This is a genomic window from Embleya hyalina, from assembly GCF_003967355.1.
In the GTDB taxonomy this organism is placed as follows: Bacteria; Actinomycetota; Actinomycetes; order Streptomycetales; family Streptomycetaceae; genus Embleya; species Embleya hyalina.
The window spans coordinates 81454-95648 of record NZ_BIFH01000020.1 but is presented as its reverse complement, the minus strand read 5'-3'; the positions used below and the strand labels follow the sequence as shown (position 1 = coordinate 95648).

Annotated in this window: 14 protein-coding genes and 1 riboswitch; of the genes, 10 read left to right on the top strand and 4 right to left on the bottom strand. The window is 72.0% G+C overall.

The window, feature by feature from the left end; genetic code table 11:
• Window positions 1–10: 10 nt before the first annotated feature.
• Window positions 11–640, bottom strand: coding sequence for an aa3-type cytochrome oxidase subunit III (gene ctaE / locus EMA17_RS19515; RefSeq protein ID WP_126638353.1), 630 nt, complete (start codon window positions 638–640; stop codon window positions 11–13).
• A 75-nt stretch (window positions 641–715) separates the two neighbouring features.
• On the opposite strand from ctaE, the gene EMA17_RS19510 reads away from it, so the two are divergent.
• From EMA17_RS19510 to EMA17_RS19490, 5 genes are all read left to right on the top strand, one after another.
• Window positions 716–1819 carry a cytochrome c oxidase assembly protein gene (locus tag EMA17_RS19510; protein ID WP_246126768.1) on the top strand — a complete coding sequence of 368 codons (1104 nt, stop codon included), beginning with the start codon at window positions 716–718 and terminating at the stop codon, window positions 1817–1819.
• 9 nt (window positions 1820–1828) lie between these two features.
• A complete protein-coding gene (locus tag EMA17_RS19505; RefSeq protein ID WP_126638352.1) occupies window positions 1829–2239 on the top strand; it encodes a ribonuclease E inhibitor RraB in 411 nt (136 codons plus the stop codon).
• A gap of 127 nt (window positions 2240–2366) precedes the next feature.
• Entirely contained in the window at window positions 2367–2780 is a 414-nt protein-coding gene (locus tag EMA17_RS19500; protein WP_126638351.1) for a response regulator, read from the top strand.
• Between the two features lie 85 nt (window positions 2781–2865).
• Window positions 2866–3948 (top strand): anthranilate phosphoribosyltransferase, encoded by a 1083-nt coding sequence (gene trpD, locus EMA17_RS19495; RefSeq protein ID WP_174861402.1) that lies wholly within the window; start codon window positions 2866–2868, stop codon window positions 3946–3948.
• 152 nt (window positions 3949–4100) lie between these two features.
• A riboswitch (SAM riboswitch) is annotated at window positions 4101–4217 on the top strand.
• A 233-nt stretch (window positions 4218–4450) separates the two neighbouring features.
• Window positions 4451–5833: an aminotransferase class V-fold PLP-dependent enzyme gene (locus EMA17_RS19490; RefSeq protein WP_126638349.1), complete on the top strand. Its 1383-nt coding sequence runs from the start codon at window positions 4451–4453 to the stop codon at window positions 5831–5833.
• A 126-nt stretch (window positions 5834–5959) separates the two neighbouring features.
• Here the strand turns inward: EMA17_RS19490 and EMA17_RS19485 are convergent, their stop codons facing one another.
• Both EMA17_RS19485 and EMA17_RS19480 read right to left on the bottom strand, forming a co-directional pair.
• Window positions 5960–6238: an Lrp/AsnC ligand binding domain-containing protein gene (locus EMA17_RS19485; RefSeq protein ID WP_078977541.1), complete on the bottom strand. Its 279-nt coding sequence runs from the start codon at window positions 6236–6238 to the stop codon at window positions 5960–5962.
• A 108-nt stretch (window positions 6239–6346) separates the two neighbouring features.
• A complete protein-coding gene (locus EMA17_RS19480) occupies window positions 6347–6985 on the bottom strand; it encodes an exonuclease domain-containing protein (protein ID WP_160161469.1) in 639 nt (212 codons plus the stop codon).
• Between the two features lie 256 nt (window positions 6986–7241).
• Between EMA17_RS19480 and EMA17_RS19475 the strand changes: the two genes are divergently transcribed.
• The 5 genes from EMA17_RS19475 to EMA17_RS19455 all read left to right on the top strand — a co-directional run bounded on the left by EMA17_RS19475 (window position 7242) and on the right by EMA17_RS19455 (window position 12536).
• Window positions 7242–7478 (top strand): hypothetical protein, encoded by a 237-nt coding sequence (locus EMA17_RS19475; protein ID WP_126638347.1) that lies wholly within the window; start codon window positions 7242–7244, stop codon window positions 7476–7478.
• Window positions 7479–7642: 164 nt separating this feature from the next.
• Window positions 7643–9358, top strand: a complete 1716-nt coding sequence (locus EMA17_RS19470; protein ID WP_371863020.1) for an NYN domain-containing protein — start codon at window positions 7643–7645, stop codon at window positions 9356–9358.
• A gap of 65 nt (window positions 9359–9423) precedes the next feature.
• Window positions 9424–9774: a hypothetical protein gene (locus EMA17_RS19465; protein ID WP_126638346.1), complete on the top strand. Its 351-nt coding sequence runs from the start codon at window positions 9424–9426 to the stop codon at window positions 9772–9774.
• A gap of 94 nt (window positions 9775–9868) precedes the next feature.
• The gene (locus tag EMA17_RS19460; RefSeq protein WP_126638345.1) at window positions 9869–11251 is read left to right on the top strand and encodes a gluzincin family metallopeptidase; all 1383 of its coding nucleotides are present in this window, start codon (window positions 9869–9871) and stop codon (window positions 11249–11251) included.
• A 16-nt stretch (window positions 11252–11267) separates the two neighbouring features.
• Window positions 11268–12536, top strand: a complete 1269-nt coding sequence (locus EMA17_RS19455; RefSeq protein WP_126638344.1) for a M48 family metallopeptidase — start codon at window positions 11268–11270, stop codon at window positions 12534–12536.
• A 316-nt stretch (window positions 12537–12852) separates the two neighbouring features.
• Here the strand turns inward: EMA17_RS19455 and EMA17_RS19450 are convergent, their stop codons facing one another.
• Complete coding sequence (locus EMA17_RS19450; RefSeq protein ID WP_126638343.1) at window positions 12853–14154, bottom strand: glycosyltransferase 87 family protein; 1302 nt, start codon at window positions 14152–14154, stop codon at window positions 12853–12855.
• Window positions 14155–14195 lie beyond the last annotated feature (41 nt).

Below are 14195 nucleotides of genomic sequence, written 5' to 3'. Positions count from 1 at the left end.
GTCGGGACGTCTACCTGATGACGTAGATCGTGAAGAACAGACCGATCCAGACCACGTCGACGAAGTGCCAGTAGTACGAGACGACGATTGCGGCCGTGGCCTGCTCGTGCGTGAACCGTCGGGCCGCGTAGGTGCGTCCGAGGACCAACAGGAAGGCGATCAGACCGCCCGTCACGTGCATGCCGTGGAAGCCGGTGGTCAGGTAGAAGACCGAACCGTAAGCCGACGACGAAAGAGTCGTGCCCTCCTTGACCAGCTCCGTGTACTCCATCACCTGACCGCCGACGAAGACGGCGCCCATGATGAAGGTGATGATGAACCACATGCGGAGCTTCTTGACGTCACCGCGTTCGGCCGCGAAGACGCCGAGCTGACAGGTGAGCGAGGACAGCACGAGGATCGTCGTGTTGCCCGTCGAGAACGGGATGTTCAGCTCACTGGCATGCTCGCGCCAGGCGTCCGAGCCGGTGACCGACCGGATCGTGAAATACATCGCGAACAAGGCCGCGAAGAACATCAGCTCCGACGCCAACCAGACGATCGTGCCGATGCTGACCAAGTTGGGACGGTTGAGCGTCCCGTGTGTCCCGTGTGAGGGGGGCCCGGTTTCTAGTGAAGTTGCTGTCGCCACGGCGGCCATTATTGCGGTCGTCGGATCTGCCCACACTTCGGGGGGTAACCCTCGTTGAACGTGTCGGGGTTAGGCTCTGGTTCCGTGAGTGGCTCTGCAGGCGATGCCGGGATGTTCCTGGCACACGCGACCCCCGGGAACGTCCCGCCCGAACTGACCCCCATTCGGCTCCTGACCGGGTGGGTGTTCGAGCCGATCCCGATCCTGGTCGCGATGTTGTTCGGCGGGCTCTATCTGTATGGGGTGCACAAGCTCAGGGCCCGCGGGGACGCGTGGTCGCGGTGGCGCACCTTCTCCTTCCTGGGGTTGGGCCTCGGCACGTTCCTGATCGCGACCGAGTCGGCGCTGGCCGCCTACGACACCGTGTTGTTGAGCGTGCACATGGTGCAGCACATGGTGCTGGCGATGATCACGCCGATCTTCCTGGCGCTGGGCGCGCCGATCACCCTGGCGCTGCGCACCCTGCCGGCCAAGTGGCGTAATCGGCTCAATGCCCTCCTGCACAGCAGATTCTCGAAGGTGGTCACCTTCCCGGCCTTCGCCGGCTTCGTCTTCGTGCTCAATCCGTTCGCGCTGTACTTCACGCCCTGGTACGAGCTGACCTTGCGGAACACCTTCATGCACGACATGAATCACGTGCACTTCGTGATCATCGGCTGCATGTGGTTCTGGCCACTGCTCGGGCTCGACCCGATGCCGCGCGCGAGTCATCCGATGCGGTTGCTGGCGGTCTTCGCGACGCTGCCGTTCCACGCCTGGCTGGGCATCGCGATCATGAGTTCGTCCACGGTGCTGGCCGGTGACTGGTACAACGACCTCGGTCGCGACTGGGGCGCGAGTCCGCTGTCCGACCAGGGCACCGCCGGCGGGATCCTGTGGGGCAGCGGCGACATCATCGGGCTGCTCGTCTTCCTCGTGTTGTTCGTGCAGTGGGCCAAGGCGTCCGAACGCGAGGCGGTGCGCGAGGATCGGCGGCTCGATCGACTCGAACTGATCGAGGCCGGGCGCAAGGCCCGGGAGGAGCGGTTGGCGCGCGAGGCGGCGGCGGGCGGCGAGGGCGTCGGGGGCGTCGGAAAATCCGTCGCGAAGAGCACTCTTGCGGGTGACTCTGCCCGAACGGAGGAGGGCGATTCGGCTGTCCGGGTGGCCCGTGGGGCCGAGCCGAGGTCGGCGGGCGCGGCCGAGTAGCGTCGCGGCATGATCCTGGAACGTTTCCTCCGCCGGCGGCGCGCCGAGCCGGTGCCCGCGCTCGTCGACGACGGCACGCTGGTCGTGGTCGGCTCCTGCTTCGATCCGGCGCGTGCCGACTCGGCGGTGGTCGCGCGGATGCGGGCGGCCGGAGTGGCGGTGGAGGCCGGTCCGTTCGTGATGCGCCACCTGGTGACCCTGCCGGATCACGACGCGGTCGCGGAGGCGACCCGGATCCTGGCGGCGGACGGGTGGGCGGTCACGGTCGTCGCGGCCGACGAGCGGCCGCTGCGCGTGCGGATCGCGCGACAGCAGGTGCTCACCGGCCTCGAACCGGCCCGCGAACGCACCCGGATGGCGGGACTGGCGCAGCGGTTGGGCGGGGACGCCGAGGGCTACGAGGTGCTGGCTCGCGCGTGAGCCGGGCGGACCCGGGTGGTCGGGTCGGGATCGGGGCGTGACGAGGCCCACATTCCCGCGGGGAAAAGCGCTAACATCCGGGGCGGATCCTAGTTGTCGTCCCGTACCCGGACTCAGGCAGGTGGACATGACGCACGGCGAGACCATGACCGTCCTTGTGTACAGCGACGACCGCAACACCCGTCGGAAGGTCACCCTCGCGCTCGGGCGCAGGCCCGCCGTCGACGTGCCGTTCGTGGAATACCTGGAGTGCGCCACCGAACCCGCCGTGATCGAGGCGATGGACAAGGGCGGCGTGGACCTCGTGATCCTGGACGGGGAGACCGCTCCCGCCGGCGGCATGGGTGTGTGCCGGCAGCTCAAGGACGAGATCTACAACTGTCCGCCCGTACTCACCCTGGTCGGCCGCCCGCAGGACGCGTGGCTGGCCACCTGGTGCCGGGCCGACGCGGTGGTCGCGCATCCGCTGGACCCGCGCACGCTCGCCTCGGCGGCGGCCGACCTGATCCGCGGGCGGATCGCGGGACGTCAGCCGGCCTGACCGCATCGCGGATGACCGTCGGGTATCGGCGGCCCCGGTCGGTACGCTGGCGCCGACTTATCCGATGACACTGCGGGAGCGGACCATGGGCGCCTCGGCCTCTACGTACCAGAGCGGCGGCAACCCGGCGGCCCGTTCCTGGCGCGACCTCCTGGCCTCGCTCATGCGGGGTGACGACCTGCCGGCGGATGCCACGGCGTGGGCGATGGACCACATCATGACCGGCGAGGCCACGCCGGTGCAGGTGGCCGGGTTCGTGATCGCGCTGCGGGCCAAGGGCGAGACCGTGGACGAGGTCTCGGGTCTGGTGCGGGCGATGTACGAGCACGCGTCGACCATCGAGGTGCCCGGCCGCACGGTGGACATCGTCGGTACCGGCGGCGACCTGGCCCGTACGGTGAACATCTCGACCATGTCCGCGATCGTGGTCGCGGGCGCGGGCGAGACCGTGGTCAAGCACGGCAACCGGGCGGCGTCGTCCGCCAGCGGCGCGGCCGACGTGCTCGAAGCGCTCGGCGTGGTGCTGGATCTGACCCCGGAGCAGGTGGCCCGGACGGCCGGTGAGGCGGGCATCACGTTGTGTTTCGCGCAACGTTTCCACCCGTCGCTGCGGCACGCCGCGCAGGCGCGGCGCGAGCTGGGGGTGCCGACCACGTTCAACTTCCTGGGCCCGCTGACCAATCCGGCCCGGGTGCGGCACCACGCGATCGGGGTCGCGGATCTGCGGATGGCGCCGATCGTGGCCGGCGTGCTGGCCGATCGTGGGGCCACCGCGTTGGTCTTCCGCGGTGACGACGGGTTGGACGAGTTGACCGTGACCACCACGTCCCAGGTGTGGATCGTGCGGGACGGGCACGTGCGCGAGGACCGGGTGGATCCGCGCGACCTGGGCATCGCGTTGAACGGGATCGAGACGCTGCGCGGCGGCGACGCGATGTTCAACGCGGAGGTGGCCCGGAAGCTGCTCGCGGGGGAGAAGGGCGCGGTGCGCGACGCGGTGTTGTTGAACTCGGCGGCGGCGCTGGCCGCGCTCGGCCCGGGAGAGGGGTCGCTGACGCAGCAGTTGGCGGCCGGGATCGAGCGGGCGGCGGAGGCGATCGACTCGGGTGCGGCGCGGGCGGCGCTCGATCGGTGGGTCGGCGTGACGCGGTCGTTCGCGCGCGGGTAGCCGGAGGCGCACGTGTACGCCGGGCGGGCCGGGGACGGCCTGCCCGGCGTCGTCGCGTTTCGGCCCGGTCGGGCGTCCGAGCGGTGTCCAGTATGTGGAACCGGTGGGGTGGTCGTTGCGCGCGGCGATTCCTGCGGTAATAATTCTGCGCAGGTCACGAGTGACAGTGGAAAGCCCCGGCTTGCTGTCCGGCAACCCTCGCTCCGCGGTGGGGTGCCCCGGGTGATGACACGGTCGGGCGTCGTCAGGCGTCCCGGCAAGCGCGGACCCCTGGTGTGACGGCAGGCAATTGCCCCATGCGAACCGGGTCCTGTACCCGGGGAGCATGTGATGGCGTGAAATCTCTTTCTCGAAACGGGCTGATCGGCCCATTCCGTACGCGCTGAATCGTCGCGCGTCGCTGTTCCGAGACCACATTTCATCCGGGGATCACCCTGCGCCGATTTGATGTCGACTTCTCGACATTGCGCGGGTCGGTTCCCGTCTGCCGAGGAGATTCGCCATGACCGCCCGTACCGCTTCCGTCGCTTCCGCCGCCTTCGACGCCGATGTCGCCATCGCCGCCCCCCTGCCCGTGGTCGGGCGGGATGTGCTCGTTCCGCTGGTCACCGGAGGTGAGGTGGAGTACGCGGCGCTCGACTACGGGGCCAGCGCGCCGTGTCTGCAGCGGGTGTGGGACGACGTGGCCGGCTATCTGCCGTACTACGGCAGCGTGCATCGCGGCGCCGGCTACCTGTCGCAGTTGTCCACCGATCTGTACGAGCAGAGCCGGGCCACGGTCGCGGAGTTCCTCGGGCTGCGGGGCGACGACACGCTGCTGTTCACCCGGGGCACCACCGACTCGCTGAACCTGCTCGCCTCCGTACTGCCGCGCGGCACCCGGGTGTTCGTGTTCGAGACCGAGCACCACGCGGCGCTGCTGCCGTGGCGTCGGCACGCCGGGGTGACCCAGTTGGCGGCGCCGTCCTCGCCGGCGCAGGCGGTCGCGGCGCTGGAGGCCGCGCTCGAAGGCTCCGGTGACGGGCCTCGGCTGGTGTGCGTGACCGGTGCCTCGAACGTGACCGGCGAGCTGTTCCCGGTGGCGGAACTGGCCGAGGTGGCGCACCGGTTCGGGGCGCGGATCGTGCTGGACGCGGCGCAACTGGCGCCGCACCACCCGGTGTCGGTCGCGGACCTGGACGTGGACTGGATCGCGCTGTCGGCGCACAAGCTGTACGCGCCGTTCGGCTCGGGGGTGTTGGCGGGGCGCGGGGACTGGCTGGACGCGGCGGAGCCGTACCTGGCGGGCGGCGGGGCGAGCAAGGCGGTCTCGCGCGACCACGTCGAGTGGCAGAGCGGCGCGGCCCGGCACGAGGCGGGGTCGCCGAACGTGATCGGCGCCTACGCGTTGGCGTCCGCGTGCCGGGCGATCACCGAGGCGGGGCCGGCGGCGTTGGTCGCGCGCGAGGAGGCGTTGTTGGCGCGGTTGCGGGCGCGGTTGGCGGAGATTCCCCAGGTGCGGACGCTGGAGCTGTTCGGGCCCGAGTCGGCGCGGGTGGGTGTGCTCTCGTTCGTGGTCGAGGGGTGGAACAGCTCGCGGTTCGCGGCGGTGTTGTCGGCGGAGTACGGGATCGGGGTGCGGGACGGGCTGTTCTGCGCGCACCCGCTGGTGCGGCACCTGTTGGGCGGGCGGGCCGATCAGCCGACCGAGTGTGGGTCGCCGGACGCGCCGGAGGGGCAGCAGAACCTGAACGCGATCCGGGTCAGCTTCGGTCTGGGGACGCCCGTCGAGCACCTGGACCGCTTCGCGGCGGCGGTTCGGGAAGTGGTGGAGCGGGGCGCGCGGTGGAGCTACACGGTGGATGGGGGCCGGTGCGTTCCCGACGCGGAGTTGCCTGTGGCGTGACGGGGGCGGGTTCGCGCGCCCGGCCCCGGACGGGGCGGGTCGTCCTCGAACGCCGGACGGGCTTGGTGGGTTGGCCGGGGTTTGGGTGGGGTGGGCCGGACGGGCCTCGGGCTCGTCCGGCTCCGGTTATTCGAGGCCGATGGCGAAGGCTGCTTCCAGGTCGTGTTGGGAGTAGGTGCGGAAGGCGATGTGGGTGGTGGTGGCCTCTACTCCCGGGACCTTGTTGAGGCGGCCGGGGATGACGTCGGCCAGGTCGTCGTGGGCGCGTACGCGCACCATGGCGATCAGGTCGAATTCACCGGTCACCGAGTAGACCTCGCTCACACCCTCGATCGCGGCGATCGCCTCCGCGATTTCCGGGGTCTGGTCCACACGCGTCTTGACCTGCACGATCGCGGTGATCACGGGGTAGTCCTCCGGCTGTCGACGACAAGGTGCCCGAGCTTAGTCGGCGCGCGCCCGTCGGTGCGGGATCGCCGGCGCAACCATGTGTACTCGAATCCGGGTCGCGGGTCACCCGATCGGAGTGGTTTGGCGCTCGCGGACCCCGGGTGTCGGAGGGCGGCCCAGGGCCAGGAGGTCGGCCAGTTCGTGGCGGCCGCTCGCGTGCATCCGATCGATGAACGCGCGTAGTACGTGTGCCGTCGCGCGTGCGTCGGCCAACGCTCGGTGGGTCGGGTCGGTGGGTGCCTCGAAGTAGCGCGCGAGGGTGCCCAACCGCAGGTTCGGCAGGGTCCCGGCGGGCAGCAGCGCGCGGGCCAGGGCGAGGGTGTCGACGACCCGGAAGTCGGGCCAGGCGTGGTCGCACGCGATGCTCGCGGTACGCAGAAAGCCCACGTCGAAGGGGGCGTTGTGGGCGACCAGGATGGCGTCCTCGGCGAAGTGGGTGAACGCCGGCAGCACCAGACGCAGCGGGGGCGCGTCGGCCACCAGATCGTCGGATATCCCGGTCAGGTCGGTGATGAATTCCGGGATCGGCACCCCGGGCGCGACCAGGGTCGCGAACTCGCCCAGGCGGTCCGCCCCGCGCACCCGTACGGCGGCGATCTCGGTGATTCGGGCCTCCTGCGGATCCAGGCCCGTGGTCTCCAGATCGACGACCGTGAACACCTGTCGCTCCACCTCGTCACGAATCGCTCGGGATCCGGGCATGGTTCGCAACTCGTGGCCCGGGGCGATACTGTCCGGCGGGCGGGAACGCCGCGGCGGGTCGGCCGCCGGCAAGCCCTGACCCGCCGAACCTCGTGACCGGCAATCCCGGTGCGCGGTGCTGCTCATGTACCGGACGGTACGTTTCCGGCCCGACACGGCCGCGCCCAGGTACCTCTCGCAGCCCGGCATCATGGGGTGTACGCGGCCGATGGTGAACGGGTAAGGCTTCGCGGACCGAACCAGGAAAGGAACACGCATGTCGATCCAGGCCCCCACCGAGGACACCCGGTGGCGTTGCACGCTGTGCGGCAACCTGACCCGGTTCGACGTGACGCGGACCACCAAGGCCGTGGAGTTCACCCACCTCGACCTGGCGGGCGCCCCCCGGGTCGAGGAGCGCGAGATCGTCTCGGACGAGATCGAGTCGGTGCGCTGCCGCTGGTGCAACGCGACCGATTCCGTCGAACTGGTGGCGCGTCCCGACGCGACCTGATCGCCGTGACCGTCCGGGGACAATGGGACTGTGCATCGTTTCGGCATCGGGGCGGCCCGGCGCGACCGTCGGCGGTGCGGAACACGCCATGATCAAGGCGTCGGCGTCCCGGCAACGGTGACGCGGGGAGGGGCCTCGAGGGAACGGGAAGGACCGGAGGAGCAGTGAGCGGACCGGATACCCGCGCGGACGAGGTCACGCCTGCGCACGCCGCCGACGCCGCCGAGGCGGTGCCGGCCGCCGAGCCCGACCTCGACGCGCGGTCCGGGACCGCGGCGGCGCCGGATGCCGCGACCGACGCCGCGACCGATGCGGAGCCCGTCGAACCGGGTCGGCAGGCCGGGGCCAACGGGCTCGTCGAGTCCGCGGCGGGTTCGCTACGGTCCGCGCGGTCCGAGGGGGCCGTGCATCACGCCGTCGCCTCGGAGGCGCACGGGGCCGCCGAGCCGCCGGCCGGTACGCATTCCGCCGGCGACGTTCCCGCCGGGGCCGTCGAGGCGGCCGCGAGCGTCGAGGCGGCCGTCGACCCCGAGACGGGGCGGGGTGCGTCCGAGGCGCCGGTCGTCGAGCCCGAGGTGTTGACCGGGCCGTTGCCGGAGGCGGTTCGGGTTCGGGTGATCTCGGTGGCCGCCGACGCGCTCGGCACGATGACCGCCGACGAGGTCCCGGGGCCGCTGCGCCGGTTCGCCCGGTTCACCCATCAGCGCCGGGCCAAGTTCGCCGCGACGCCGCTGGCCGCCGCGCTGGAGAACGATCCGGTGTTCCGCCAGCGCATAGCGGAGCGCTTCCGCAAGGGTCTGCCGGAGATCTCCGAGGCGCTCGAAGCGGGCAAGGTGCCCGCCGCGGCCGACCCGCTCGACGTGGCCGCCGCCGCCTACCTGCTGCGCCCGCGCGGCTGGGTCCGGCTGATCGAGACCGCCGGCGACGCGGCCAAGGAGGCCGCCGCCGACCGCGCCGAGGCCGAGGCCGCCGAGACGTTGTCCCGCCTGGAGCACGAGGTCGGCGTACTGCGCGCGGCCTCGAAGACCGAGCACGAGCGGCTGCGCGCCGAGCTGGAGACGGCCCGCAAGGAGGCCGACCACCTGCGCCGTCAGGTGCGCGGCCTGCAGGGCAGCGCCAAGCACGAGGAGAAGGAGGCCCGCCGGGCCCGCTCCGAGCTGGACGCGGTGCGGGTCGAGGCGCAGGCCGCGATCGCCGCCGCGGAGAAGGAGGCGCGCCGGCTGCGCGGCCGGGTCGCCGAGGTCGAATCGGCCCTGGAGGCCAGCCGCCGGGCGGCCCGCGAGGGACGCAGCATGGAGGACACCCGGGTCCGGCTGCTCCTGGACACCGTCCTGGAGGCGGCCCAGGGCCTGCGTCGCGAGCTGGCGCTGCCCCCGGTCGGGATCAGGCCGGCCGACATGGTGGACGCGGTGGTGCCGGGCGCGTCCGGGATAAAGGACATCGCACAGCGCGCGCTGGAGGGTGACGACCCGGCCCTGCTGGACCAGCTGCTCGCGCTGCCCCAGGCGCACCTGGTCATCGACGGCTACAACGTGACCAAGACCGGCTATCCCACGCTCGCGCTGAACAAGCAGCGCGACCGGCTGGTCGGCGGGCTGACCGGGCTCGCCGCGCAGACCGGCTGCGAGGTGACCTGCGTGTTCGACGGCGCGCAGCTGGACGCGCCGGTACTGCTCGCTCCCGCGCGCGGGGTGCGGGTGATGTTCAGCAAGCCGGGCGAGACGGCCGACGAGCTGATCCGCCGGCTGGTCCGGGCCGAGCCGCCGGGCCGACCGGTCGTGGTGGTCTCCACCGACCGTGAGGTGGCTGAGGGCGTGCGCAAGGCGGGTGCCCGTCCGGTGCCCTCGACGATGTTGCTGCGCAGGCTCACCCGCGGTTGACCGCACCGCGTGTCGGTAGTGCTCCCTACCGTTGACGAGGAAGGTCGACGAGGGGGAGGAGTCACATGCGCATCGCCTGTCGAACACACCGCGGCCGAGGGCGCGCCGGCGCCGGCTGCGCGATCCCGGCTTCGATCGGGCCGGCCCTGATCGGCGCCCGAGCCATCGGCATCGACATATCGCCCGAATTATCCAATACCGCTTCTTTCGGTGATTTCGGCGACCTCGGCGATCCGGCCGACCCCGGGTCGCACCCCGACCCCGCCGGTCGGCCCGACTACATCGAGTTGGACGAGGAGACGCTGACCGCGCTGCGCCTGTTCGCGGCGGAGGGGATGTTCGCCGCGCCGGGCGGGTCGGTGCGCGAGAGCGGCGAGTCGCCGACCGTTCGCCGCCCGGCCGACCGCCGGGGGTGAACCGGGCGGCGGGGCGGGTCGGCGACACCCGCTCGCCGCGCCTTCGGTCCCCGTTCCGGGCGGGGAGCACGCGGGCCCACGTTACGATCGAGCGGTGGATGACCCGAATCGGGCCGCGCGCCGGATCCGCAGCCTGCTGCCCGTTCTGGTCGTGGTGTGCGCGCTCGCCCAACTCGGGGCCGTCCTCGGGGTGACCCGATTCGTCGCCGACACGGTGACCCGCACCCCTCCCGGCATCCACGCCGGCCGCTCCGCCGGCCCCGGGGCGAGCGGCGACGGCGAGCAACACGCCAACGCCCGCCGGATAGCGATCGGCGCGCTCCTGGAGCGGCGCGCGAACGCGTTCCGCACCCGGGACCGCGAGGCGCTCGTGTCCACCCTCGACCCGCAGAACCCGACGTTTCGGCAGAACCAGATCGGCGTCTTCGACAACATCGCCGAGGTGCCGTTCGCCGCGTGGGAGTACGAGATGGTCACGCCCGACGCGTTCGACCTCCCCGCCGCGCGCAAGAGCGCGCTCGGCGGGCCCGTGTTCACCGCCCAGGTGGACCTGCTCTACCGGATCACCGGACACGACGTGGCGCCGGTGCGGGTGCCGCAGTTCCCGACCTTCGTCCTGCGCGGCGGTACCTGGTACCTCGCCGCGGACGGCGACGGCGCCGCCGCCGGGATGCGCACCCCCGCCCAGGTGTGGGACCTGGGTCCGGTCACCGTGGTCCAGGGCACGCACAGCATCGTGCTCGGCATCGGCACCCGCGCCGCGCTGCGCGAGTTCGCCGACACCACCGACAAGGCCGTGCCGCAGGTGAGCGCGGTGTGGGGCGAGTCCTGGCCCGGGCGGGCGGTGGTGGTGGTGCCCGGCACCCAGGCGGAGATGGCCCGGCTGCTCGGCGCCGAACCGAGCAAGTACGCCAAGATCGCCGCGGTCACCACCGGCGAGCGCGGCGCGGCGGCCGACGCGGCCGCCGCCGACCGGGTGATCGTCAACCCGGACGCGTTCCGCGAGCTGGGCGACCTGGAGCGCCGGGTGGTGATGACGCACGAGATCACCCACGTGGCGAGCCGCGCGTTCACCCGCGCGTGGACGCCGACCTGGCTTTCCGAGGGGTTCGCGGATTACGTCGGCTACCTCGAGTCGGCGCAGACGATGCGCACCGCCGCCCCCGAACTGCGCCGCGACGTCAAGGCGGGCAAGGTGCCCGTACAGCTGCCCGCCGACGCCGGCTTCGAGACCACGCAGGAGGACCTGCCCCAGGCGTACGAGATGGGGTGGCTGGCCTGCAAACTGATCGCGGAGCGGTGGGGCCGGGCCAAGCTGGTCGAGCTGTACCGTACCGTCGGCGCCGAACGGCCGCCCGGGGTCGGCGCGCCCGACTCGGCGTCGGCCCTGTCGTCGGCGATGGTGTCCGTCCTGGGCACCGGCCCCGACGCGTTCACCAAGACCTGGCTCGACTACCTGCGGACGCAGGCCGAATGACGGGGGCACGGCGGGCATGTCGGTCCAGAGGTTGTTGCTGATCTGCCTGATCTGCACGGGCGCTGTGCTGCTCGTGGCGGTCGTGGTGACCACGCCGTGGCGTCCGCTGCCGGAGCCGCCGGGCGGGTTCACCCACCCGGACGCGGCCCGGGACTTCACCGCCGCCGAGATCGCCCGCGGACAGGCGCTGGCCCGGGCCGCGCGCCCACCCGCCTACCTGTCCATGGCGCTGTCCCTGGTGGTGTCCCTCGTGCTCGGGCTCACCCCGGCGGGGGCGCGGATCATCGAGGCGGTGGCCCGACCCCTGGGCGGCGGCTGGGCCTGGCGGATCCTGCTCGGCGGGTTGGCGCTCGCGCTGATCGGTCGGCTGGCCACGCTGCCGTTCGCGGCCCGCCTGGAGGTGGTCCGGCGGCGCCACGGGTTGTCCGTGCAGAGCTGGGCGAGTTGGTGGGCCGATCTGGGCAAGGGCTTCGCGATGTCCACCGGGCTGCTGCTCGTGGTGGTGCTCGCCCTGTACGCGCTGGTCCGGGCGTTGCCCCGGGCCGGCTGGCTGATCGCGGCCGGCGGGGGCGCGCTGCTCGTGGTGGCGATCTCGTTCCTGTACCCGCTGCTGGTCGAGCCGGCCTTCAACAGGTTCCACTCGATGCCCGACGGGCCGCTGCGCACCTCGCTCATGCAACTCGCCGAGCGGGACGGGGTGCCCGTGAAGGACGTGCTGGTCGCGGACGCGTCGCGGCGGACCACCGCGCTCAACGCGTACGTGTCCGGGTTCGGCTCCACTCGGCGGATCGTGGTCTACGACACCACCGTGCGCGACGCGGATCCGCGCGAGGTGGAGTTGATCGCGGCACACGAACTGGGCCACGCCAAGCGCAACGACGTGCTGCACGGCACGCTGATCGGCGCCGCCGCGATGGCCGCCGGTGTCTGCGGCCTCGGTCTGCTGATGTCCTGGTCGCCGCTGCTGCGTCGGGCCGGCGCGGACGCGGCGGGCGACCCGCGCTCGCTCGCCCTGCTGCTCGCGGCGGTCGCGGTGATCGGCACGTTGGCCGGCCCCGGCGAGATGCTGATCAGCCGCCGCCTGGAGGCCCGGGCGGATGTACACGCCCTCGACCTGACCCGCGACCCGGAGGCGTTCATCCGCATGCAGCACAGCCTGGCCGTGACCAACCGCTCCAACGTCACCCCGAACCCGATCCTGCAATTCCTCTTCGCCTCCCACCCGTCCGCCCCCGAACGCATCGCCTCGGCACGAGACTGGGAACGCCTGCACGGCAAGGGGTAGCCGCGCGGCCGGGCTCATGGGCCGGGCCGTATGCGGACGACGGTCACGAGCAACCGTCCCGCCGACACCTGGTGGCTTCCCGGCGCTTGTGCTCGACGAATTCGCGTTCGCGGCGCTCCGGCATCTCGAAGACGGCGCGGTCCTCCTCCTCGGCCGTGGTCGGCTTGAGCGCCCACTTGGCCAGGAGCGCGAACGAGAGTCGTTGCGGTCGTCGGGTTCCAGTGTGTTGTGGGCGGTGGGTCGTGCACAGGCGTGTGGTCGGCGCGTCGGGGGCTTGCGATGGTGTCGAAGGGGCGTGGCGCGCCGTTCGGCGTGCCTACACGGTGGATTTCGCCGCGGATCGGTGCGGGTCCGTCGGGCTCGGGGGTGTCGTGGGGGCCGCCGGGGTCGTGTCGTCGACAACGCGGCTCGCCCGCCACAGCCGCCGGGCCGACATCACCGTCGCCGTCACCAGCAGGGTGTTGCGGGCGGTCAGGGCCAGGACCGCGGGTGGGTCGCTGCGGAGGAGTTCGCCGAACCAGATCGGGAATTCCAGGGTGGTCAGCGGCATCGCGCACAGCAGCAGTACGGCCACGGGGCGCTGGGTGGTGTCCGGCCGCAGCAGGCACACCGCCGCCAGGCCGATCAGCCACACCAGATATTGCGGGCTGATCACCCGGCTCGTCGTCACGAAGATCAACATCGCGCACAGCGCCGCGTCGGGCGCCGTGGTCGCGGTGAACCGGCGGGCCCGCACCCGCCACAGCAGCAGCCACCCGAAGCCCAGCACGCTGGCGAGCAGGCTGAGCCGGCCGACCGCGGTGATGTACGGACCGTGGAATTCGAGCGATCCGTAGCTTTCCCGAACCTGCCCGCTCCACCCGCACCAGGAGGCGAGGTGGAACGGCAGGGCGAACACCGACTCCACCTCGATCCCGCGTTCGCGCTGGTAGCCCAGGAACGCGAAGGCCCCCGGCAGCGCGGCGGCGAAGCCGAGCACCACCACCGCGGCGCCGAGCAGGGCCCACGCGTACACCCGGGCCGGCCCGCGGCGCCCCCGCAACCCCACGAAGATCAGCGCCGGCCAGAGTTTTATCGCCGTCGCGACGCCCGCCAGCAGCCCCGCGAGCCGGTGTCGATCGGCGCGCCGGCCCGTGATCAGCACCAGCGCCGCCACCGTCGGCGCGGTCACCGCGAGGTCGTACCGGGCCAGGATTATCGGCCCGAGCAGCGGCACCGCCACCACCCACAACGCCGCGCCGTACGGCGGCACCCCGCGCGGGACACCCCGGGCCAGCAGCCACACCACCGCCGCGTCGGCGACGAGCATCAGCAGGTACACCGACGTCGCGTAGTCGAACGGCAGCAGCCCGGGCAGCAGCAACACCCCGGCCGCGCCCGGCGGGTACTGCCAGCGCACGTCGTCCACCGGAAAGGTCCCCGAGCGCAACACGTGGAACCACTCGCGGTAGATCGCCCGCGCGTCACCGGTGACGAACGGCCAGGGATTGGGCACCACTTCCATCGCCGTCAGCAGCAACACCGCCCGGGTCGCCGCCCAGACGAGCACGACGGCCCAGAGCGCGCTCGACGGCGTCCGGAACGGATGCCGCGCGCGGTGCCAGGAGGGAAGGCTCACCGACGGATCGTACAGAGAGTGCCCGCTTCGACCGGATCCTT